The following is a 22,656-nucleotide window of genomic DNA, read 5'->3' on the forward strand; positions in this document are numbered from 1 at the left end:
CACGCCCAATCGTCGATGCCGATGACCCGCGGCGGCGGAGACGGTACGGTCCCGCGACGACGGATCAGGCGCAGGACGGTGTCGCCGCTGACAGGCATGGCCAGCCGCCGCGACAACCTTGCGCCAGCCTCACCACCCAGCACCATGCCGATGTCGGTCTGCGCCTCGGCCAACCGGTCGCTGCGGCGCGCCTTGCGCGTACCCAACCCTGGCACGCGTTCGGCAAAGATCCGCCCCGGGCAATGGCCGCAGCGGAAGCGGCGAACCTGCACCCGCCACGTCACCGACCGGTCCTGCCAGGGCAGGTCGTCGAACGTCCGCCGATACCTGCTGTGCACCCGCACTGACGCCCGCCCGCAAACCCGACAGCAGGCTTGGGCTACCGTGGTTCGGGCGGTGATCAGCAACCCAGACGTGTCCAGCGTCAGACCATCGACGTGCAGGCCGTCCGGGACCGACGGCAACGACGGGTTCGAGATCGGCATCGCACTGCCCTCGGGCCAACATGCGAATCAACGTCCAAACCACCGCTCAGCACCGAAAGTGCGGAAGAACCCGAACCGGGACCCCTCTCTGAAGGATGGTAACGTCCTCAACAAACAGCCGTTTTTCGTCGAGAAGTGGGGTCCCGATCGGCGCCGACCGGAACCCCGGTCCCCCCTCGATTTTGCTAGTGATAACAACGCGCTGCCTTGGCTTTGGTCGAGGGTTCCGCTTCAACGCCGACCCACACCGATGCCCAAGTTCGGTTTTGATGGGACCACCAGAGTACGCCAATTGGTTGGCATCGGACAACGCTTGGCTCCGCCGCCATGCGGAGTGGCTCTCAGTAAAAAACGGTGCAATTGGTTTTGGTCACTCAGTTTCCGAATTAGCGAGAGACGCCGATTTGCCGACGGCAGTTAGACAGGAATCTGGGTCGATAGGTAAAAACGCATGTCTATCTTTTCCGTCCAACCCAGAGTCTCGGTCGACTGACCCTAGCAGCTATTTGCTGGTGCTTCGCTTGTTTGAAGGTATGAGCTTGTGTCCGGGCCCACAATTTTGGCGCGGAATACGCGGGTGTGATTCACAGTGCCGGCATTAAACGCTGATGGATTAAGGAGGCACAACGAACCGGCAGCCGTGCCAGCTAGAGCCAGTCCCGCGCCGCTTGAGACAGGTTGGCAGGTGGCACATTGACGGGTGAAGGAGCATTCCGATGTCTTCACCTCTATCTGTGGATCTGCGCGAGCGTATCGTGGCGGCCGATGCCTCCTGCAATCGCGCCGCGGGGCGCTTCGGGGTCAGCGTGTCGAGCGCTGGAGTTGACCCCGTTTGTGGTCCACGGCCTATGCCAGTTCCCGGGCTGTGACAGCTTGGTTGGCGAATGCTCGGGGCGTCAAGCCGCCCAAGGCCGTGTGAGGCTGATCTTCGTCATAGTGGCACCTCCATTCCTCGATGCGCTCCCGGGCATCGGCCAGCGACAGGAACCACGAGGCGTTCATGCATTCCGCTCGTAGGCGGCCGTTGAACGACTCGATGTAGGCGTTGTCGGTCGGCTTGCCCGGTCGTGAGAAGTCGATCTCGACCCCGTTCAGATAAGCCCACTGGTCAAGCATGCGCCCGGCGAACTGTGTTTCGGCGTGCAAATGTTCAACGCTGTTTGACATAGAGTGGCTTAAAGACACTTGGCACTGGCTTTGTCGGTGCGGGTTCCCCGGTGACAGCCCCGCCCCATGAACGCAACGCATCTCATAATTCAGCCGGACCACGGCATCGAACCGGTCGTCGCGCTGATGCGGAGCGCCGAACACGAGATCCTGCTCAAGCAGTTCACCTTCGACCATCCGGTCTTGCTCGATGAGCTTATCGCGCGGCACACGGATGGGGTCGCCGTGCGCGTCATGCTGAACGGTGCCAAGGCCACGGGCGAGCGGATCAACGACGCAACCTTCGCCCGGTTGGACGCCGCTGGCGTAACCGTCCGATGGGCGCCGGTCCACTTCCTCGTAACGCACGAGAAATCGATCGTGGTCGATGGCGAGCGTGCCATGATCGCTACATTCAACTTCATGGAAAAATACTTCGGAAAAACCCGGGACTTCGCGGTGATCCTGACCGATCCTGCTCAGGTCGCGGCCATTCGGGATTGTTTCGAAGGCGACTGGGGCGGCGAGCCATTCACTCCTTCCGGGAGTTCAGGCCTATCTTGGAGCCCGGGCGGCGCCCGCGCCGCCCTCTGCGGGTTCCTGGATGACGCGAAGCACACGATCGACTTGGCACATCCGAAATTTGCGGAGCCGGTGATCTTCGAGAGGATCCATGCAGCCTTGGGGCGTGGCGTCCGCGTTCGGCTGCTGTGCGGCGGCAAGCACGGCCTTCATCAACCGGACCTGATGTATTCCTTCGCCTTGTGGCGCCTGTTCCGACAGGCCGGCGGGCGGCTGCACAAACAGCGCGGGCTACGGAGCCATGGCAAGATCGCCATCGTCGACGGCGAACGCTTGCACCTCGGCACGCAGAACCTCGACCAAGCCGCCTTCGACCTTCGGCGCGAACTCGGCGTGACCATCCGGGACGCCGGGGTGGTTCGAGCGATCGCCGCCGTGTTCGAGGCTGATTGGGAGGGTTCGCGCCGATACGAGCCGCCCTATCCGACGGCCAAGCCCGATGACACCGAGAACGCGGAGTTCGAGTCGGATGCCGACCTGCGGCACAGCTGAGGTTCAGCCCGATCGCCCCTCGGTCCCGACGCTTCCGGAGCTGTTCCTGCTGTTCAACCGGTTGACGTTGATCAGTTTCGGCGGCGGCCTGACGGCCTGGGCACGCAATCTCATCGTCGAGGAGAAGCGCTGGCTGGACGACACGGAGTTCCTGAGCGCCTACGCGCTCGCCCGGGTGCTGCCCGGCGCCAACCAGGCGAACTTCGCCATCTATGTCGGTCACCGTTTCCGCGGCGCGGCGGGGGCCGTCGCAGCACTGCTCGGCCTGACGTTGGTGCCGTTCTGCATCATCGTGGGCCTCGCCTGGATGTACTTCGGCGACGGCGCGACCCCGGCGGTTCAGGACGCCCTGCGCGGGGTCACCGCGGCCGCGGTCGGGCTCGCCCTGTCGGCCGGCCTGAAAGCGGGGGAGGGGCTGGGCCGCCAGCCGGCCGCGCTCGCGTTCATCGTCCTTGCTTTCGCCGGCTCCGCCCTTATGCATATCCCATTGCCCGCGGTACTTGCGATCCTCGCGCCGCCGGCCTTTCTCCTGGCGTGGCGTCACGTGCGCCGCCGTGACCGGGGATCGGCTGGGCCATGAAGGTCAGCGACCTCATCGCGCTGGCGAGCTTCTTCGGCACGCTGTCGGTCCTGTCGATCGGGGGCAGCAACAGCGTCGTACCGGAGATCGCCCGTCACGCCGTAGGGGAGCGGCATTGGCTCACCGGCGATGCATTCTCGGACATCTTCGCAATTTCGCAAGCCGCGCCGGGACCGAGCAACCTGATCGTCGCGATGATCGGCTACAAGGTCGCCGGGATCGCGGGCGCCATGGTCGCACAGGCCGCGATGATGCTGCCGGCCGGTCTCCTGATGATCGGCGTCGCGCGGTTCTGGCAGGCCTCCTCGGGCACCCTATGGCATGTCTCCCTTGAGCGTGCGCTCGGACCGATCTCCATCGGGCTGATCCTCGCGAGCGGCTGGATCGTGGCCGAGAACGCCGCCCTGTCGTTCCGCGGCTACCTCGTGACCGCCCTCTGTACGCTCGTGTTCTGGCGTACGAAGCTCAACCCGGTGCCCATCCTGTTCGCGACGGGCTTCATGGGCTGGGCCGGCGTGATCTGACAGCATCGGCCAGACAAGCATCCATCGAGCGGGAGCAAAAGCCGGTACATGCCACCGCCTCGAACGCACCGCCGGCCCGTCGGGCGCGGAGCGCCTCGGCATCCGGCGCCTCCGAGCCCGACGATGGGGAACCACGCGCTTCCATAGAGGCTCCGCCCGCGTCCGGTGAGCTTTCGATCCGCGAGACTTCGGAGAACAGGCGAATCCGTGGAGGACATATCCAGAGCGAGGCTGAGCGTTTCGACAGCGGGGGCGAGGGCACTCGATCGGTTAAACCTCTGTATAGTTGAGGGCCGGCCTCCGACGCTTCAAACATGATACGTGCTAGCAGTTCGGATGACCGTCGCTCTGATATGTTTGACCGGCGCTATCCGCACGTATTGAGCGGACAGATTGAATTCAGGCGCGACTGACGAAAATCCATCGTTTCTTTGTGTCGTGCCGAACGCCAGGAAATCAGGAGATGCCGATGAAATCTGAACTCGCCAGGAGCTTCCGTTCGGCTCCTCTGATGACGCCGAGCGATTTTTCATCGGCCGAAATCGACAATTTGTCCGAGGAGCTGCGCGTGCTTCTGGCGGACGTGTTCGCGTTATATCTAAAAACCAAGAACTTTCATTGGCATATGTCCGGCCCGAGCTTTCGGGATTATCATCTCCTTCTCGACGAGCAATCCGAGCAGATCTTCGGGATGGTCGATGACATCGCGGAAAGAACGCGCAAGATCGGCGGCACGTCGGTGCGGTCGATCGGGCAAGTCGCCCGCCTGCAGCGCGTGCTCGATAACGATGCCGATTTCGTCACCCCAAAGGACATGCTGGCAGAATTGCGTGAGGACAACCGTCAATTGCTGAAGGCGATGCGGACGATCCACCAACTCTGCGACGAGATTGGGGATGTGGCGACGGCAAGCCTGCTGGAGAATTGGATCGACGAGAGCGAGCGCCGGGTGTGGTTCCTCTACGAGATTTGCCGAAACCTTTGATCCAGCTGGCGACACGAGGGACTCTTCGGGCGCGTCCCTCGCGCATCGTGGTGCGGCAGCCCTCCTGACGCACGGGCGCCCGCGCGCGGGCGTCATCGCAGGACGTTGGGATTGAGCCAGCGAACACTCTCCCGGGAATTAGCAGGGGAGGGATTTACCCTCGAACGGATTCTGGACGAGATGCGACGGGATCTCGCCCGCAGCTATCTGAACGATGGGCTACTGACGGTTTCGCGCGTGGCTTTGCTCCTCGGCTACCGGGACGTCAGCGCCTTCTCGCACGGCTATCGTCGATGGACGGGCCAAACGCCGGGCGAGGAGCGCTCATCCCGTGAGCGGCCCAATACGACCCGGGAGAGACGGGGTATCGCCGAGCTAGCCAAGCAATCCCGCCCCTTCCTTTGGGGGGGGCCTTTACTGGCACCTCCCGCGCCCTGAACGCGCGCCTGGCCCATCCGTCCGGTACCTTGTGCCGGCGATGCCGGATGCGCCCTGCGACTTGGAGCTTGCAAGGTCCGATCCGTGGTGGGCCCAGCCGACCTCAGGATGCGCTTCAGCCGATATGACGCGGCCCCAGTTCGGATGGCCGCCGGTCACAAAGCGGCATCGTCACGGACGTGGGCCGCTCATCTGGGCTGTTTTCGCGACGCGATGAGAGGCCGATAAACCTTCGTATGATTTCGTAATTGGATTGTGGATACTAGAGAATTTTTGTCACAGCGACTCCGGGGCATGAGTCATGGCTAAAATCGTGTGTGTTCTATATCCGGACTCACCGAAAGGTCATCCGACGCGCTATGCGCGCGATAGCGTGCCGGACATTCGCTCCTATCCTGGCGGTCAGACGGCGCCGAGCCCCGGTGCGATCGATTTCACGCCGGGTCATCTCCTGGGCGACGTGTCCGGCGAACTTGGCCTGCGAAAATTCCTTGAGGCGTCCGGCCATACCCTGGTCGTGACCTCGGACAAGGAGGGGCCCGATTCGGAACTCGACCGAGAGCTGGTCGACGCCGACGTCGTGATTTCCCAACCCTTCTGGCCGGCCTACATCACGTACGAGCGCATCCAGAAGGCCCCGAGGCTGAAGCATGCGCTGACGGCCGGGATCGGCTCCGACCACGTCGACCTGAAGGCCGCTGCCGAGCGCGGCATCACCGTGGCCGAGGTCACCTACTCCAACTCGATCAGCGTCGCCGAGCACGCGGTCATGATGATGCTGAGCCTCGTCCGGGACTACATCCCGCAGCACGACATCGCCCGCAGCGGCGGCTGGGACATTGCCGACGCCGTCGCACGTTCCTACGACATGGAGGGCCTCCAGGTGGGCGTCGTCGCCGCCGGGCGGATCGGCCTCGCGGTGCTCCGGCGCATGAAGCCGTTCGATGTCGGCCTGCACTACTACGACTTCCATCGCCTGCCCGGGGAGGTGGAGCGGGAGTTGGGCCTGACCTACCATCCCTCGGCGGAGGCCCTGGCGGCGGCTTGCGACGTCATCTCGATCCACACGCCGCTTACCCCGGCGACGAACCAAATGTACGACGCGGCCTTCTTCGCTAAGATGAGGCGCGGCTCCTACATCGTGAACACCGCGCGCGGTAAGCTGATCCACACCGACGCTCTCGTGGACGCCCTGAACAGCGGGCAACTCGCCGGCTACGCGGGGGACGTGTGGTATCCCCAGCCCGCGCCCGCCGACCATCCGTGGCGGACGATGCCCCACAACGGCATGACGCCCCATACCTCCGGCACCAGTCTGTCGGCTCAGGCGCGCTACGCCGCGGGTACCCGCGAGATCCTGGAGGACTTCCTCGCCGGCAGGCCGATCCGCGACGAGTACCTGATCGTATCGGGTGGCGGCTTCGCGGGCACCGGAGCGCACAGCTACGATGTGAAGTAACCGATCACGTCCCGCAGCCGCCTTCCCGAAGCCGTTCACCTCGCGCTTCTGGGCACGCTCGCCGCCCGGGCGCATGCGTGCTGGCGAGCTGCGGCACAAGCACCGAACGATCACACCAAGTTGCGGCGCACCCCTCGGCTTAGAACGAAGACTCATTCTGATTCGCGATCGTTGGAGTAGATCCGAATCATTGGAATTCACAAAATCGACTTGGATCAATCGGATTAATACTAGAGGCGCAACATGACCACTGAAGCCCTGTTCAGCCCTGGCCATCTCGGCGCGATCGAGGTCGCCAACCGCGTTGCCATGGCCCCGCTTACCCGCGCTCGCGGCGACATGGATGGCAAACAAACGCCGCTTGCGATCGAGTATTACGGCAGGCGTGCGTCGGCCGGGCTGATCATCTCGGAGGCGACGAACATCTCGCGGCAAGGCCGGGGTTATGCCTTCACGCCCGGCATCTATACCGACGCACAGGTCGAGGCCTGGAAGCCGGTGGCGAAGGCCGTCCATGCGCGCGGCGGCAAGATGGTCCTTCAGCTGTGGCATGTGGGCCGCTTCTCCCATGTCTCCCTGCAGGAGGACGGGGCGGCGCCGGTGGCCCCCTCGGCCATCGAGGCCGGGGACATGGTCTTCACCGAACATGGCTTCGAACCGCCATCCAAGCCGCGCGAATTGGAAACGGGCGAGATCGATGGGATCATTGCGGACTACGTCCGCGCTGCCAGGAATGCCCGCGCCGCCGGCTTCGACGGCGTCGAGGTCCATGCGGCAAACTGCTATCTCCTGGAGCAGTTCATTCGCGACTCCACCAACCATCGGACCGATCGATACGGCGGGTCCATCGAGAACCGCACACGCCTTCCCTTCGAGGTCTGCGAGGCGGTCGCGGAGGCGATCGGCGCGGATCGTGTCGGCATCCGCCTGTCTCCCGCCACGCACTCCGTCGGCGCCACGCCGTTCGACAGCGATCCGCAGAAGACATACGGCTTCCTCGCGGAGCGGCTCGGCACGCTCAAGCTCGCGTACCTTCATTGCATCGAGGGCCAGACCCGGGGCGCCAATCTGCCCGAGTCCTTCGACTTCCAATCCCTCCGGCGGAGCTTTGGCGGATCCTACATCGCGAATAACGGCTTCACGCGTGAGATCGCCATCGACGCCGCCCGCTCTGGCCGTGCGGACATGGTCGCCTTCGGCCGGCCATTCATCTCCAATCCGGACCTCGTGGAGCGGCTTCGCAAAGATGAACCACTCGCACCGGAGGCGTCCAAGGAGTTCTTCTATGGCGGCGGCTCAAAAGGCTATACCGATTGGCCGGATTACGCCTCCCGCTGAGCACTCGGCATGAAACAGTTCGACGCCGTGGATGTGGCACGGCATCCTCGGATGACCCTCCCCCGCCCGGGCGATCGACGCGCCAAGGGCCGGGGAGGGAAGTACGCGGGCGCCAAGCTTACGAATGAATGGCGCGCATGACGGGATTTCAGCGTCAGAGAAGCCGAACGACCCCACGGAAAGCAAAGGCGAATGCGGCTAGGCTTACCAATCCCAATATCCAGAGCGCCACGAACCAGAGGACCTGACGAAGATTTGCCATTCCTTACAAACCAGCCCCCGATTGCGGTCGATCGCGACCGTCATTTTGAAAATTCAGTTTCGACGGCAAGAACAGAACGCTGTCGCGTCGAGTCCTGACTGCGCGGGTATAGAGGTCGGCGTTCGGTAGCTTGGTCCACCGGACAAATACATCATACTGAGGTTTGTGCGCTCGACGGCTTGGTGGTCGCGTCGCAGGGAGAGCTCGCACGATCCTTCGCTGGAGCTCACCCCTCTCGTTCAAGGGCTGCGGTTGGGAGCGCGGCGGCCCGTCAACGCGCCGCCCGGGCTTCGGATGAGATCCAGGCGTGGGCCGAACCTGCGCGGCCAAGATGGGCAACGGTTTGCGCCCCTCGCCCTTGTAAGGAATGGCGAACATCCCCGTCACGAGAAATCCCCCCGAGGCACGCCTGCTGATCGCAAACCAATGCAGTCGACCGGCCTCTCGGCCCCTGGCAGGTGACCGGGCCATCGCCCATCGCGGGCGTCGCGCCGCGGCAAGCATTCGACCGGCACGGTATAACGCGATCAGCGTGGACGACATTCTCGGACGCCGGACGAAAGGGAGCACCCTAGCTCCACATGGCCCCGGCGGGCCGCGCCAAGCGCCGGATCACGAGGCGGCGGACCGAATGCCACCGGGGTCCGCTCACGCGACACGGGAAGGCCGAGCCGGGACGTTTGCTGCGGCGTGAAGCACACCATGAGCAAAACGTGCCAGAAATGAGCGTGCGATCCAATAGCGCCGCTCTGTAGTAGTCTACCATCCCGACGTCGGCGGCCATCCGCGGCGGCGACCCGGATGGCCCAGTCTCGTCACCGGTCCCTGAAGGTGGATCCTTTCCTCGTGGTGGTCGAGACCGGTCGCTGGATCGGCATAGTGGGAATGGCGGCCGCCAAGATGCGAGAGGTTGCACCTGAAGATGTCCGAGATATCTGGTGGCGTGTTCTGGGCTGCATGGACATGCCGCGCTGGCCAAAGTTGCGCCGCATGCTCAAGCGCGACCGGCGATTGCGGCCGTGCGTCTGGAACCTGGCCGCCGCGATCGGGGGAAAGCTCTCGTTTCTCCTACGCTTGTGATGGCCATCATCACGACGGGTAGGCGTCAAGATTGCTCTAGCGATGCCGTCATTCCTCTGATGTGCATCATCGTCGCCGTTCGCGGACGCCGTGCTGACGGCGAGAGGGTCGCGCGACCGCGACTCGGTTTCGGGGAGCCTTTTCAAGCGGTGCCGGCATGCGTTTCACGATCTCCGGAAGATTGGGCGGCTTCCTCGGCCTGCACGGCACGAGCGTGCCATTCGGCCTGCGCTCCGCCCTCACCGCCCTGGCCGTACTCTGGCTCGCGATGTGGCTGCAGCTCGAGACACCGCGATGGGCGGCCTGGACCGTGCTCGCGCTCGCGCTGCCCACGCGCGGCCAGGTCGGCCGCAAGGGCCTTTCCCGCGTCGCCGGAACGCTGGTTGGACTCGTCGTGGGCCTCGCAGGAATGGCTCTCTTCTCGCAAAGCCCCATAGCCATGGGGATGTATCTGTCGTGCTGGTTCGCGCTCAGCACCTATGTGAGCGGCAGGCTTCCGGGGTTTGCCTCCTACGGAGCGGCGCTCGCCGGCCTGACCGCGGGCTTCGTCGTGCTCCTGAGCGCGTCGGCTCCGCTGACCGCCTTCAATACCGCCGTCGAGCGCGGTGCCGAGATCGTCATCGGCGTCGGATGCGTCTACGTGGCGAGCGCGGTCGCGGAGATCGTGCAGGGCAAACCCAGTCAGCAAGAGGCCCAGGGCGCGCCGCTGCCGGAACTTGCCTCGGTCTGGGCGAACACCCTCCGCACCTTTCTCGTGGTTGGAGGTACCTGGACCATATGGATGGCGACCGCCTGGCCTTCGGGCGGCGTCTTCGTCCTGTTCGCGGGCGTGGTGTCGATCGTCTTCGTCACGATCCCGGACGGGGACCGCCGGGTGCGGGGCTATCTCTGGGGGGCGGGCCTCGGGCAGTTCGCCGGCATAGCGGTGAGATACGGGCTCCTCGCCTCGGCGGCCTCGTTCGAGCTCCTCGCGCTCGCGCTGTTCCCGTTGTTCTTCATGGGGGCGGTCGGCATGACGGAGCCTCGCACCACCCCGCCGGCACTCGGTTACAACCTCTCATTCCTCATCGCGGTCGCGCCGACGAACCCGATGCAATACGACCTGGCGGCCTCGCTGAACGAAAGTGTCGCCGTCTTCGGCGGCATCGCCTTCGCCGCGGCCGCCTTCCGGATCATCCTTCCCGAGCGCATCTGGCGGGGGAGCTAGGCATGCCCCTCCGCGAGATCGACGTGCTCGGGGTCTTCATCGCGCCCTTCGCGCTGGGGCTGCTCATCGCCACGATCTGCACGATGATCATCGGTGCCGTCCTGAAGCGGGCGTTGCCGGGCATGTCGATGACACGATCGCCGATCCTGGAACTCGCACTCTTCGTCGCGACCCTCTCCAGCTTTGTCCTGCTTCTCGGGCGTCTGTAAGTGGCTCTTCTGAAAAACGATCACTACGTGGGTGACGAGCGCATCGCGTCGCCGTCCCCGAGCACCAAGACGGCTCCTCCGGTGCCCGTCGTGCCCTCCGCGTTCAACCTCTTCGCGGTGATGACGGTCGTCGGCGGATCAATCCTCCTCGCCTGGCTCGCCTGGAGGTACTATTTCGATACCCCGTGGACACGCGACGGAAGCGTGCGCGTGTATACCGCCCAGGTCGCCTCGGAGGTGTCCGGGATGGTGACGGACGTCTCGGTGACCGACAATCAAGCGGTTCGAAAAGGCGAGGTACTCTTCAGGATCGACGACCGCGACTATCGGATCGCCGTGCAACGCGCCCAGGCCGCCCTCGAACGGGCGCATGCGCAGCTCACGAACATGCGCGCGGAGGCGGATCGGCGCAACCAACTCAGCGATCTCGCGGTGAGCGCCGAAGTGCGCCAGGCCTACCAGAGCAACGCCCAGGCAGCGCAGGGCGCGTACGACGCGACCGTGGCGGATCTGGCGAACGCGAAACTGAACCTGGAACGGACCGAGGTTCGGTCTCCGGTGACCGGCTATGTCACGAACCTCCTCCTCCAGACGGGCACCTACGCCAACATCGGTCAATCGGTGATGACCCTGGTCGATTCCGAGAGCTTCTGGGTAACGGGGTATTTCGAGGAAACCCAGCTCCGTAGGATCCAGGTTTCGGATCCGGCCGACATTTGGCTGATGGGCTATCCGGATCGCCTGATCGAGGGGCGGGTCGAGAGCATCGGACGAGGGATCATGGATCCCAACTCCGCACCGGGAATCGCCGGCCTCCCTTCCGTGAACCCGGTTTTCACCTGGGTCCGCCTCGCGCAGCGGATCCCCGTGCGGGTTCAGTTCAAGCAGCTGCCCCGCGACGTGCACCTGGCGGCGGGCATGACCGCGACGATCCACGTTCGCAACCCGTCCGGCGCAGCTCGATAGTCACGTCAGTCCCGCCTGAACCGAACGAGAGGCGCACCCCCGAGCGAGAGCCTGACGAGCCGTCCGCCGCGCGCGCCCTTCCGGATGACTTTGGCGTCTTGGGGGCGCGGGAGGCGCGAGCATCGGCGACATCGGTTCGCGGCGGTATATGCCGCTGGCATGCTCCAACGACCATGCGGCCGTGGAGCATGCCGATGGTGGATCTGGGATGTCGTTGCCGCGCTCGGTCAGGCGACCTCGCGACGCTCCCGCGATGCGTTCTCGGCCATCGCCCCGGGGCGACCGAGGCCGATCGCCCTGGCGAGCGCGGATCGCCGTTCGGCATAGCTCGGGGCGACCATTGGGTAATCCGTGGGCAGCCCGTATCGCTCGCGGTACGAGCGCGGGTCGAGGCCATGGGCCGTCAGGTGCCGCTTCAGGGTCTTGTATGGTTTGCCGTCGATGAAGCTCAGGATGTCCTGCGTCCGAAGAGACTTGCGAATTTGAGCCGCCGTCGGCCTTTCGGGACGGTCCACAGAGGTGGGGGCGGAATAAGGTGCGGTCGAGGCCAAGCCGGCGACCGCGCCGTGCACGCTTCGGATAAGTCTCGGGAGTTCGGACACGGGGACGGAGTTGTTCGCGACATAGGCGACGACGATCTCGGCTGCCAAGTCGATGAAGTTGGAGCGAAGCTCAGTGATTTGTATCGACAAGCTGCATGTTCGTGATGTGCGCCCTCGCTTCCAAGATGTGCCTCCCAATACATTTCCACAAATTAAAAACTTGCAATGCAGGTGCTCCGCTCAAGAGAAGTGATAAGTTTATATTCACGAAGCAGAGTCCCTATTCATAGATATGGGACGACAGGATAGGCAAATTATCCAATCCGGCATGCCGTAACGGAATGTCAGGGTTTAGAGACCGACAGGCCGAAGGCTCCAATCGAGCGGCCGGCAACGACAAACCTTTTGGACGTGGCGGCCTCCTGATCGGCGCGGGACGATCCCAGATCCTCGTGACAGTGCCATGGATGGTTATTCGTGAGGACCGTCCAAACAGCGATCACGCGATGCGCAGATGCGCTCCGTCGACGGCGGGAGCGTGGCGGCCATCCAATGGCCCGGTAACTTATGGCGCGGAGCAAGGCGGCAGTGCCAGCCACTCACCGGATCGCAGCGAACGCCGCCCCTTACGTCTCACCGACAACCTCGGGCATGAGGGAGGGCCATGTGCCTCGTCGGTCGCGAGGGCGCGCGACAAGCTTCTTTTGCTTCTCGACCAAATGCCGGATCGCGCCCGTCGGTCTAGCCGCGATCGTCGCGCCACAGCAAGGCCGCCGACACGCTGGAGGTGGAATCAGAGCGGCCCACGGGCGCAAGGAGGTCCGGATGATCATCCTTAGATATGATTGCATGTCGAGCGGCACGGCCGCACGACCGAATACGGCCGGACAGCTCGGTGAAGACTGCCGCCGTTGAATGTCCGTGGGCTCCGGGGGGCGGGACGATGTCCGCACACGTTTCGACGAACGAGGCTGCGGCACTGCCGGAACGCCGCGGGCGCACCTTCGCGATGGCGGCGGCCGCCGGGATCGCGGTCGCGAATATCTACTACAACCAGCCGATGCTCGGCTTGATCGAGCAGGACATGCCCGGCGAGATCACCGGCCTGATCCCAACCGCGACGCAGCTCGGCTACGCGGCGGGACTGTTCTTGCTCGTGCCGCTGGGCGACATCGTCGAGCGGCGGCGCTTGATCGTCATTCAGTTCGGCTGCCTCTCGGTGGCGCTCGCGCTCGCGGCCCTGGCGCCCACGGCGTCGCTGGTGGTGCTCGCCTCGCTCGTCGTCGGGCTGTCGGCCACCGTCGCCCAGCAGATCGTCCCGCTCGCGGCGCATCTCGCCGCACCGGAGCGGCGCGGGGCCGCCGTCGGCACGATCCTGTCAGGTATCCTGACGGGCATCCTGCTCAGCCGCACGCTTGCCGGCTTCATCGCGACCCACGGGGGCTGGCGGGAGATGTTCTGGCTCGGCGTGCCGATGGCGCTCGCGGCCGGGGCGCTCATGATGGCCACGCTGCCTCACAGCCGGCCCGATTCGACGTTGCGCTACGGGGCGCTCCTGGGCTCGCTCGCCGAATTGTGGCGGAGCTACCCCGCCCTGCGGCGCGCGGCGGCGACCCAGGCGCTCGTATTCGCCGCCTTCACGGTGTTCTGGACCATCCTGGCGTTCCGGCTCCAGGGGCCGCCTTACGGTTACGGCGCGGACGTAGCCGGCCTGTTCGGCGTCGTGGGCGCGATCGGCGTCTTCGCGGCGCCTCTCTCGGGTCGGTTCGCCGACCGGCGTGGCTCGCGGCCGGTGGTGCTGGGCGGATCCGTGCTCACCCTGGCATCATGGGCGGTCTTCGGGCTCTGGACGTCTCTGGCCGGCCTCGTGATCGGGGTGGTCCTGCTCGACTTCGCCATGCAATCCACCCTGGTCGCCAACCAGCATATCGTCTTCGCCCTGCGCCCCGAGGCGCGCGCCCGGCTCAACACCGTGCTCATGGGGGCGATGTTCCTGGGCGGGGCGCTAGGGTCGGCCGCAGCAACATCCGCGTGGCAGATCGGCGGGTGGAACGCGGTGGTGGCCCTTGGCGTCGTCCTAGGCGCCCTCGCGATCGCCGTACAGGCGCTGGGCGGACCGGGCCGCGACGGCTGAGGCGCGGGGGACGCACGCCCGCGCCTGGCGCGCTTCCGGGTATGGCGATGCGGTCGCCGCGCGACGCCGACACCGCCGATCCCAGGTGATCGGAGCCCGGCACGCGGTCGGGGCGGCGGCGGTCGGCAACGGCGAACGGGCAAAGGGGCCGGGGCGGTCGATGTGGGCCCTATGCGGGAGGGTGGCTGAGCCGGGTTTCCGGTGCCGCCGGGGATTGGTGCCCCCCGATACGGCTCGCCAACACGCGCGCGACGCGGTGGCCGGCCATTTCGGTGACCTCGAACCGCCACCCATGAGCCTCGAAGCTGTCCCCGGCCACGGGGATCCGCCCGAGATGGAAGATCACGAACCCCGCCATGGTGGCGAACCCGTCGCTCTCGCCGCCATGGGCCATGCCCAGCCGATCGAGGCCCTCCACCGCCGGCATCGCGCCATTGAGTGACAGGGATCCGTCCTTGCAGTGGATCACCCATGGCTTTTCCCTAACCTCGGGAAGCTCCCCGGCGATGGCCTCCAGCAGGTCCGTCGGCGTGACGATGCCTTCCAGGCTCCCGTACTCGTCGACCACGGCCGCCAAGCGTACGGACCCGTTCTGAAAGACATCGAGCAAGCGCAGGATCGACAGGCCCTCGTGCACGACGGTGGGGACACGAGTCGCCGCCGCCACGTCCATGGTCCCGCCCTCCAGAACTTGGTTGAGCAGGTCCTGCTCGTCGACGACGCCGACCAGCTCGTCGACGACGCCCCGGCTCACCACCATCCGCGCGTGGTCGCACGCGCGGATGGTGGCGTGGACGGAACTCGTCTCGCCCTCGAGGTCGAGCCACTCGACGTCGTGGCGCGGGGTCATGATGTCCCGGGTCCGGCGCCCGCCGATCGCGAGGATTCGCTCCACCGCCTCCTGCTGCGCCTCCTCGATCAGGCCCGCTTTCTGGCTTGCCTGGACGAGGAGGTTCAACTCGGCCGTCGAGTACCGCGAACCCTCGCCGTGACCCGGGCGCAGACCGACCAGGCGCAGCACCCCATTGCCGAGACCGTTGAGGATAAGGATCGCGGGTCGGAACGCGAACAGGAACAGGCCCAGCGGGCGGACGATCGCCAGGGCCGTGCGCTCGCTTCGCTGGAGGGCGAAGCTCTTCGGCGAAAGTTCTCCCAGGACGATATGCAGGCCCGTGATGCCAACGAAGGCGAGAGCGGCCGCCGCGCTGTGCGAGGCGGTCGTCCCGAGGGAGCTCGGAAGCCACGCCAGGGCTGGCTCGATCAGGTGGGCGAGGGCGGGCTCGCCGATCCAGCCGAGCGCCAACGACGCGAGGGTGATGCCGAGCTGCGTCGCCGCCAGATAGGCGTCGAGGCGATCGGTCGCCCGTTTCAGCGCCTTGGCGTTCCTCCGCCCATCCGCGACCAGCTCGGCAACCCGGCTTTCGCGCACGGACACCAGGGCGAACTCGGCGGCGACAAAAAAAGCCGTTGGCCAGCACCAGGAGGACGACGGCCCCGAGGCCCAGCCCCGTCGACCACGCGGCATCGGGCATCACGTCGCCCGGCTCCGCGGCGCGATGGAAGCGTCCGCCGCGCCGTGCGCCCATCCTACCGAGTGCACGAGCCGGCAAGGCATTTCAGCGTCCGCCTTCCGGCCCCCCGGGCTCGACCGCCGGAAGCGGGTTCGGCCACCGCCCCGGGACGAACGTGAGCATCGGCGGCCCGCGACTCGACCGCGCCGGTCCCGTCCCATCCTCCTAGACGAACCTGGGTATGGGTCCGTCCTGCGGGGTGGTGTCGGTACCGAGATCGAGAAAGGCCTCATCCACATAGCACCAGCCCCAACCCTCCGGGGGATCATAGCCTTCGATGATCGGATGGGCGGTCGCCTGGAAGTGGCGGGTGGCGTGCCTGTAAGGGGACTGGTCGCAGCAGCCGACGTGGCCGCACGAACGGCAAAGGCGCAGGTGCACCCACGCGCTACCGATCCGCAGACACTCCTCGCATCCGCGCGCGCTCGGCCGGACGGTCCGGATTTGATCGGTGTGGGTGCAAACCTTGGACATCGAGCCGTTCCTCGAGATCGTTAAGACTACGCCGCAAGCCGAATGGGCATGACCGGCACCTGGGGGTGGCACTTCATCCTATCCGGCGCCGTGGAGTAATACTTGAACGGAGCTGCGGTAACCCAAGCATTCCGGATTGCCCCGGATGGGCATCGCTCCTGGAAACTCGGGCGGGATCCGTATCCTTCAAGAAAAGGCACTGCGGTCCAAGACGGGGGCCGGGAATTCTGGTCTTCTCACTGGATCGACGATGGCTCACGCGCGAACGGCGATCGACCTGAACGATGCGGGCCTTGCGAGGGGAAGGTTAATCGCGTGGCTGAGCTGATCGCCGGGCGCGCGTTCATTCGGTTGGGCTGACTGATGCGCGCCCGCCAAGGGACTCCGTGCCAGGCCGCCGGTCATGCTCGGATCGATACGGACCTCACCCATCCCCGTCCGCCGGGGCGGGCCTTCGGAGGCCGATGGCTTCGCCCCGTGGCCGTTCGCCCTGCCGCACATCCTCGACTTCGCCTTCCCGGATACAACGACGAACATGGAAGCGGATCGGCCAGTGTCGTGGATTGACGCGCTTATCTCTACGAACGAGGGCATTGTCGCGTGTGAACGTCGCCTCCACCGCCAGTGCATCGTCGTCGCCCGCTTGGCCGGGAACGGACAGGTCACGGCCGAGGACGAGATGCTGCTCGCGTCCTACATGACGAGCCTCGGTCTTGTCCGAGCGCACCGGGCCAATCCCTTGGCGGATGCCTCGGGCGTCGGATGAGCATGGCGAGCTCCGGACCCAGAGCACTCTGTGTAGATCTACATCGCCGCATCGCCGAGGCGGAGCTGGGCTCAACGGCCGCGACCCGCGCGCTGACCGCACTGATAGGGACCGAAGCCGACACCACCGAGGTCGAGCGGCGCCTCAACGGGGAGCTGGACACATTGCTGGTCCTGCGTTGGCAGCTTACCGATTTGCTGTTGCTCGCGGCGGCGGGAGACATCCCTCCCGCGGCCCTGCCACTGACCGATCGGGAGGGCTGAGCCCGGGGCGGGTCACGGCGGAGATCAAGCCGCCACAAACGGTCGTGGCTGCCGCGAGTCGGAATGCCCTCGCACTGACACGATCCCGACGTCCACGATCAATCGGTTCCGCAAAATCTCTCGTGGGGAGGGCCTCCCATGGCGTCGATGTCGGGCGTGCCAGGGCGATCGCCAAGCTCTGATGACGGCGCCCCCCCGAGCCGAGGAACATTCCCCCACCTACGCCACGGCGACGGCGCCTTCGGCCGGGCGCCCGCGTGATCCTTCGGAAGCGCGATCCGCTGCCTCGGCCGCCGCCGGGCGGCCGGCAGGTCAGCCGCCTAGAGCGCCGGGTTAAGGTAGTCGTGGATGGCATGCACAACGACCGATCCTTCGCCGACACTCGACGCCACGCGCTTGACCGAGCCGGAGCGGACATCGCCGATCGCGAAGATCCCCGGGCGTGTTGTCGCGAACGGTGCGCTCGTGGTCTGGCCATGGTCGTCGACGCCGGTTCGAACGAAGCCTTGCTGATCCAGCCCGAGGCAGCCGCCGAGCCAATCGGTGTTGGGAACCGCACCGATCATCACGAACAGGCTGCCGATCTGCTTGGTCACCGAGCCGCCGGTCCGGCTATCGGCCCATGTGACGCCGCGCAGGTGGTCGTCGCCGTGCAGGGCCGTGATCTCCGTGTGGGTGTGCAACGTGATCCGCGAGGAAGTTGCGATCCGTTGGACGAGGTAATCCGACATGGTGGCGGCGAGCCCCGGGCCCCGCACCAGGATGTGGACATGGCGCGCCACCCTCGAAAGAAACATCGCGGCCTGTCCGGCAGAGTTCCCGCCCCCGACGACGACCGCCTCCTCGCCGGAACAGAGTTGGCCCTCCATGGCGGTCGCCGCGTACTGGATCCCTTGGCCCTCGAACTTGCCGAAGTCGGGCACGTCGAGCTTGCGGTAACGGGCGCCGGTCGCCACCACGACGGACCGAGCCCGCAGGCTCTGGTCGTCGTCCAGCCGCAGCAGGAACGGGCTGCCGGAACACTCAAGGGACGTGACGCTCCGCGCGATCGCGAGATGCGCTCCGAACTTCTGGGCCTGGATCTGTGCCCGGCCGGCGAGCGCCTGGCCCGAGATGCCTGTCGGGAATCCAAGGTAGTTCTCGATCTTCGACGAGGTGCCGGCTTGCCCTCCGGGCGCGAGGGCCTCGACGACGATCGTGTCGAGGCCCTCCGAGGCGGCGTAGACGGCGGCGGCAAGCCCGGCGGGGCCGGCGCCCACCACGGCGACATCGTAGACGAGGGAGGGATCGAGCGTCTCCGTGAGGCCCAGTCGAGCGGCCAGCTCGAAGTTCGTCGGATTGCGCATGACCTCGCGGTTCGGGGCGATCACCACCGGGAGGTCGGCCGCCTGGATGTCGAGTCCGCTTAGAAGGGCGTCCTCTCCGGCCGCCTTCGGATCGAGAATCTCGTGGGGGTAGCCGTTGCGCGTCAGGAAGCGCTGGAGGCGGATCAGGCTGCCGTTCTGCCGATGGCCGACCAGCACCACCCCACCCTGGGCATGCCGGATGAAGCCGACGCGGCGCAGTATGTAGGCTCGGAGGACGATCTCACCGATGTCGGGCTCGGCGGAAACGAGGCGACGGAAGTCCGCGTGCTCGACGCGAGCCACCCGGCTGCCCGCCTGCGCCCGCCCTCCGACAAGCATCTGACGGTCGTTGTAGAGGTTCAGCTCGCCGGTGAACTGTCCCGGCCGGTACGTGAAGAGCGGCGTGCTTCCCATGCGCACGTCGTCGACCACGATCGTGATCGAGCCGTCCAGGACCATGAAGAAGTCGATGTCCCGGTCACCGCGCTCGAAGAGCGGCGTTTCGGCCTCGAACGCCTCGACCCGGCCGTATCCCTGGACGCGCGCCATCATCTCGGGCGTCAGCACCGGGAAGGTCTGTGCTTCGCGGATCCAGGGATCGCTCGGATCGACGCTCACCTCAATCGACATGGATGCGGCTCCTGACGTACGTGGGCGGCGACTCCGCCGGCGCCCGAGGGAATGACAGCGTGGCGACGGCCCCGCCCCCGGGCCCGTTGCCGATGGAGAGCGTACCGGCCGCCTCGGCCATGAAGGCTCGCACGTTCGCCAATCCCAGGCCGGTTCCATGCGCCTTCGTGGTGAAGAAGCGTTTCAGGACCGCTCCCTGGATATCCGGCGCGATGCCGGGACCGGTGTCCTCTACAAGCAACACGACCCGGCCGGGCGCGACCGCGCTCCCATCCGATTGCGAGCCCCCGGCTGGCGAGGCGTGGCAGCTGATCCGGATCCGGCCCTGGCCCTGCATGGCGTCCCGTGCGTTGAGCACGAGGTTCAGTAGCGCGTTCTCCAACTCCGCTTCATCCGCCTCGATCGCGAGAGCCGAGTCGACCGCCACGATCTCAAGGGTGATCCCGTGCCCGCCAGCGAAGCCAAGTCGGTCGGCCACCTCCTTGAGGAAGCGGGACACCTGGAGGAGGTCAGCGGTCTCGCGCGAGCATCCCTGCTTCAAGGTACGACGCGCCAAGTGGGTGCAGCGCTCGACCCCGGCACGGGCGAGCGACAAGTGCCGGGCGGCCTTCTCGTCCAGGAGATCGGTGGCCACGAGATCAAGATTGCCTGCGATGATCTGAAGGAGGTTGTTCAGGTCGTGCGCCATCGAGCTGGATCGAGCGCCCATCTCGGCCATGCGCGCCAATTGCCCCGCGTCCTTGATGGAGAAAGCTTCCGCCAACGAGGCGGCGTGCTCATTTTCTATGATCATGACTTGTGCCCCGTGATTTGACGAGAGCAACTCAACACAGATCCTCGCCGTGGAACTATGAATACCTTCGTATGAAACTGCCGGTGAGGAGCGGCCGGCAACAGCGATAATCCCTGCAACGAGTGGGTCCGACTATACTTTTGTATGCTCGATCGCCTTCGGTGTTCCGGTGTGACGCGCGGCGATCAACGATGGATCGAGGGCGGCCTCCTCTACCTCGGTCAAGACGCCGAGCCCGACGACTCCGCGCCCTTGGGACGCACTCCTGCGCCGAGCTGACCATGTCGGCACGCCAACGCGATCGTCCAGCAGGGTGGATCGTCCCCTCGTCCGCCTCGGGGCGTCCTTTGCCCGTCAGGTGAGCCGCTGCGCGCAGCTGGAGCGCGCCACCTCGTCGGCTTCCATGTCAAATCGCGGGCACGTGCCGCCGCGCGCCTGATCGACGAGAAGGTGCCTCCCTCGAGACTGCATCTGCCAATCTCGACATGCCGGAAGCCTGAAAGCGACCGGCGATATCTTAGCACTGAGCGCGCGATGCGGCGATGTCCCCCGACCGCAGGGCCCTCCGGGTACGATCCGTCGGGAAGGGCCGTGCCTCGTGCGCTCGCACCGAAAACCATTGAGGGGCCTTCGTGCCGGCTCGGAGCCCATAAGCCATGTGCGCGGACGCAGACGAGTTCCACCATCGATCCATACGTTCGTATGGTTTCCGAGACAGCTTTGCTCGGCGATTTATGAATTCATAGGAACCGATCGAGCGACGCGGCACTCGAAGGGCGTTACTTCAGGGAAAACATGAGTTCGTCTCGAGCGCATGGTTATTTCAATGTGAGATTTTGGTCGGATTTAAAAATTTTTGCTTTTAGCGAAAGCCACGGGATTTAGCTCAACGACTAAATGAAGATTCATAAAAATTTAGAGCAAGGTTGGAGGTCGCGTCAGTATGGACAACAGCCCGCTTGAAGATGCGAGGCTCGCGCGCCTGAGGGAGCCAGCCCAGCCCTTCACCCGCCGGACGGTTCTCGGCGGCGGCCTCGCCGTCGCAGCGGCGTCCGCTCTCCCTTCACCCCTCCACGCACAGGAGGCCGCACTGGCCGACACCGACATCGACACCTTCTGGCCGAACGGCGCCCGCCTGGCGGTCAGCTTCTCCCTGATGTTCGAGGCCGGCGGCCAGCCGATCTCGGGTGCGGGGGGCGTCATCCCGGATCCTATCGAGCAGGGCTTGCCGGACCTGCCGACCAACGCCTTCTTCCAGTACGGCGTCTACGAGGGCATCCCGAGGTTGCTCGACCTGTTCGATCGGCATCAGGTGAAGATGTCGTCTTTCATGATCGGCCAGGCCGTCGAGAAGGCACCGGACCTGGCGCGTGAGATCGTTCGGCGGGGGCACGAGGCTGCCGCGCACGGGCGCACATGGCAGAACAGCTACTTCCTTGATCCGGACGCCGAGCGGCGCTTCATCGCCGACAGCGTTGAGGCGATCGAGAAAGCGACCGGTCAGCGGCCGGTGGGCTGGAACGCCTACTGGATGCGCAACTCGCCCCGCACACTCGACATCCTGCAGGGCCTTGGCTTCCGCTACCATATCGACGAGCCGAGCCGCGACGAGCCATTCATCGTCCCGCTGAAGGGCGGCGACTTCGTCACCGTACCCTATACGTTCCACCTCAATGACATCGTGTCGTTCCCCTTCCAGGCCTGGAACCCAGCCGCCTACGAGCAGGCGCTGCGAGACGAGTTCGACCAGCTCTACGCGGAGGGCGCGCACCGGCGGCGACTGATGGTCGTGTCGCTGCACGACCGCATCTCGGGCCACGCCAACCGGGTGCGGTCGCTAGACCGATTCTTTGCCTATGCGCGGACGAAGCCGGACGTGTGGTTCGCCCGCAAGGACGAGATTGCCGCCTGGGCGCTGGAGCATCGCGCCGGCACGCCGGTCTACGAGCGCGGCGCCCCAACCATCACGGGCCTGCCGGGCTCGGAAGCTTGAGCGATCCCTGGATGGCGAGCGCTTCCGACGTCGGCCACTTGTCACGGGAGCGGCTGGAATCGGAGGCCGTGGCACGGCACGGGTTTTCGTCAGGGCCGATACAAGGAACGCGGAGGCTGGCTGGTTTTTGGCCCGAACGCCACCGCGATGGCGACTTGCCGCCGTCCGAAGCTCTGGACCTGACAATTGACACCTACTCAGCGAGTCTACGCCGGGGGATCGCCTCGGGGTCGTCATGGACGCGTGGATCGAGAGCGGTCCGTCCATCGCAGGGGCTCTGCCGGGCGGCTTGAACGTCCGCCCGCGCCTGGCGCATCCAACAGGCACTGCTGTCGGAGCGTAGCGCCAACCCCGTCCACCCGCACGTCGCCAATGATCGGCTGTCGGTCTA

At 65.6% G+C, this 22,656-nt stretch carries 21 protein-coding genes and 2 pseudogenes; 16 read left to right on the top strand and 7 right to left on the bottom strand.

All coding sequences use genetic code 11. The annotated features are described in order from the left end of the window. A partial coding sequence (locus tag AC0IY0_RS15110) for a transposase family protein (RefSeq protein WP_471764610.1) occupies positions 1-464 on the bottom strand: 464 nt, incomplete at its 3' end. Between the two features lie 737 nt (positions 465-1,201). Here AC0IY0_RS15110 and AC0IY0_RS15115 point away from each other — a divergent pair. Then, positions 1,202-1,303: pseudogene (locus AC0IY0_RS15115) on the top strand (IS630 family transposase); the annotation flags it as partial. Positions 1,304-1,331: 28 nt separating this feature from the next. On the opposite strand, the pseudogene AC0IY0_RS15120 reads toward AC0IY0_RS15115, so the two are convergent. Then, positions 1,332-1,616: pseudogene (locus AC0IY0_RS15120) on the bottom strand (integrase core domain-containing protein); the annotation flags it as partial. A 102-nt stretch (positions 1,617-1,718) separates the two neighbouring features. Here AC0IY0_RS15120 and AC0IY0_RS15125 point away from each other — a divergent pair. From AC0IY0_RS15125 to AC0IY0_RS15175, 11 genes are all read left to right on the top strand, one after another. After that, positions 1,719-2,705, top strand: coding sequence for a phospholipase D-like domain-containing protein (locus tag AC0IY0_RS15125; RefSeq protein ID WP_471764329.1), 987 nt, complete (start codon positions 1,719-1,721; stop codon positions 2,703-2,705). After that, on the top strand, positions 2,683-3,285 hold the full coding sequence (locus AC0IY0_RS15130; protein WP_471764330.1) for a chromate transporter: 603 nt from the start codon (positions 2,683-2,685) through the stop codon (positions 3,283-3,285). Before AC0IY0_RS15125 ends, AC0IY0_RS15130 begins: the two co-directional genes overlap by 23 nt. Then, the gene (locus AC0IY0_RS15135) at positions 3,282-3,809 is read left to right on the top strand and encodes a chromate transporter (RefSeq protein ID WP_471764331.1); all 528 of its coding nucleotides are present in this window, start codon (positions 3,282-3,284) and stop codon (positions 3,807-3,809) included. The genes AC0IY0_RS15130 and AC0IY0_RS15135 overlap by 4 nt, the downstream gene beginning before the upstream one ends. 469 nt (positions 3,810-4,278) lie before the next feature. Further along, a complete protein-coding gene (locus AC0IY0_RS15140) occupies positions 4,279-4,794 on the top strand; it encodes a Dps family protein (RefSeq protein WP_471764332.1) in 516 nt (171 codons plus the stop codon). Positions 4,795-4,905: 111 nt separating this feature from the next. Then, on the top strand, positions 4,906-5,232 hold the full coding sequence (locus AC0IY0_RS15145; protein ID WP_471764334.1) for a helix-turn-helix domain-containing protein: 327 nt from the start codon (positions 4,906-4,908) through the stop codon (positions 5,230-5,232). Between the two features lie 301 nt (positions 5,233-5,533). Then, complete coding sequence (locus AC0IY0_RS15150) at positions 5,534-6,691, top strand: NAD-dependent formate dehydrogenase (protein ID WP_471764336.1); 1,158 nt, start codon at positions 5,534-5,536, stop codon at positions 6,689-6,691. Between the two features lie 243 nt (positions 6,692-6,934). Continuing rightward, on the top strand, positions 6,935-8,029 hold the full coding sequence (locus AC0IY0_RS15155; RefSeq protein ID WP_471764338.1) for an alkene reductase: 1,095 nt from the start codon (positions 6,935-6,937) through the stop codon (positions 8,027-8,029). Positions 8,030-9,137: 1,108 nt separating this feature from the next. Next, positions 9,138-9,371 carry a hypothetical protein gene (locus AC0IY0_RS15160; RefSeq protein ID WP_471764341.1) on the top strand — a complete coding sequence of 78 codons (234 nt, stop codon included), beginning with the start codon at positions 9,138-9,140 and terminating at the stop codon, positions 9,369-9,371. A 157-nt stretch (positions 9,372-9,528) separates the two neighbouring features. Next, positions 9,529-10,578 carry an FUSC family protein gene (locus AC0IY0_RS15165; protein ID WP_471764344.1) on the top strand — a complete coding sequence of 350 codons (1,050 nt, stop codon included), beginning with the start codon at positions 9,529-9,531 and terminating at the stop codon, positions 10,576-10,578. Between the two features lie 2 nt (positions 10,579-10,580). Continuing rightward, a complete protein-coding gene (locus tag AC0IY0_RS15170) occupies positions 10,581-10,787 on the top strand; it encodes a hypothetical protein (RefSeq protein ID WP_471764346.1) in 207 nt (68 codons plus the stop codon). A 27-nt stretch (positions 10,788-10,814) separates the two neighbouring features. Then, the gene (locus AC0IY0_RS15175; protein WP_471764347.1) at positions 10,815-11,753 is read left to right on the top strand and encodes an HlyD family secretion protein; all 939 of its coding nucleotides are present in this window, start codon (positions 10,815-10,817) and stop codon (positions 11,751-11,753) included. Positions 11,754-11,980: 227 nt separating this feature from the next. Here the strand turns inward: AC0IY0_RS15175 and AC0IY0_RS15180 are convergent, their stop codons facing one another. Beyond that, positions 11,981-12,403, bottom strand: coding sequence for a Ros/MucR family transcriptional regulator (locus tag AC0IY0_RS15180; RefSeq protein WP_471764349.1), 423 nt, complete (start codon positions 12,401-12,403; stop codon positions 11,981-11,983). A gap of 835 nt (positions 12,404-13,238) precedes the next feature. Between AC0IY0_RS15180 and AC0IY0_RS15185 the strand changes: the two genes are divergently transcribed. Continuing rightward, positions 13,239-14,429, top strand: a complete 1,191-nt coding sequence (locus AC0IY0_RS15185; RefSeq protein ID WP_471764351.1) for an MFS transporter — start codon at positions 13,239-13,241, stop codon at positions 14,427-14,429. 169 nt (positions 14,430-14,598) lie between these two features. Here the strand turns inward: AC0IY0_RS15185 and AC0IY0_RS15190 are convergent, their stop codons facing one another. Both AC0IY0_RS15190 and AC0IY0_RS15195 read right to left on the bottom strand, forming a co-directional pair. After that, positions 14,599-15,864, bottom strand: coding sequence for a hemolysin family protein (locus AC0IY0_RS15190; protein ID WP_471764353.1), 1,266 nt, complete (start codon positions 15,862-15,864; stop codon positions 14,599-14,601). A gap of 301 nt (positions 15,865-16,165) precedes the next feature. Next, positions 16,166-16,474 carry a UBP-type zinc finger domain-containing protein gene (locus AC0IY0_RS15195; protein WP_471764355.1) on the bottom strand — a complete coding sequence of 103 codons (309 nt, stop codon included), beginning with the start codon at positions 16,472-16,474 and terminating at the stop codon, positions 16,166-16,168. 403 nt (positions 16,475-16,877) lie between these two features. Between AC0IY0_RS15195 and AC0IY0_RS15200 the strand changes: the two genes are divergently transcribed. Together AC0IY0_RS15200 and AC0IY0_RS15205 are read left to right on the top strand one after the other, a co-directional pair. Further along, positions 16,878-17,240, top strand: a complete 363-nt coding sequence (locus AC0IY0_RS15200; protein WP_471764357.1) for a hypothetical protein — start codon at positions 16,878-16,880, stop codon at positions 17,238-17,240. Then, positions 17,237-17,503: a hypothetical protein gene (locus tag AC0IY0_RS15205; RefSeq protein WP_471764360.1), complete on the top strand. Its 267-nt coding sequence runs from the start codon at positions 17,237-17,239 to the stop codon at positions 17,501-17,503. The genes AC0IY0_RS15200 and AC0IY0_RS15205 overlap by 4 nt, the downstream gene beginning before the upstream one ends. Positions 17,504-17,823: 320 nt before the next feature. Here AC0IY0_RS15205 and AC0IY0_RS15210 read toward each other — a convergent pair whose 3' ends face one another. Together AC0IY0_RS15210 and AC0IY0_RS15215 are read right to left on the bottom strand one after the other, a co-directional pair. Continuing rightward, positions 17,824-19,479, bottom strand: coding sequence for an FAD-dependent oxidoreductase (locus AC0IY0_RS15210; protein WP_471764362.1), 1,656 nt, complete (start codon positions 19,477-19,479; stop codon positions 17,824-17,826). Then, entirely contained in the window at positions 19,469-20,302 is an 834-nt protein-coding gene (locus AC0IY0_RS15215) for a sensor histidine kinase (protein ID WP_471764364.1), read from the bottom strand. The genes AC0IY0_RS15210 and AC0IY0_RS15215 overlap by 11 nt, the downstream gene beginning before the upstream one ends. Before the next feature lie 913 nt (positions 20,303-21,215). Here AC0IY0_RS15215 and AC0IY0_RS15220 point away from each other — a divergent pair. After that, complete coding sequence (locus AC0IY0_RS15220) at positions 21,216-22,265, top strand: polysaccharide deacetylase family protein (protein WP_471764367.1); 1,050 nt, start codon at positions 21,216-21,218, stop codon at positions 22,263-22,265. Positions 22,266-22,656: the final 391 nt, after the last annotated feature.

It is taken from the genome of Methylobacterium sp. AC315 (genome assembly GCF_979253755.1).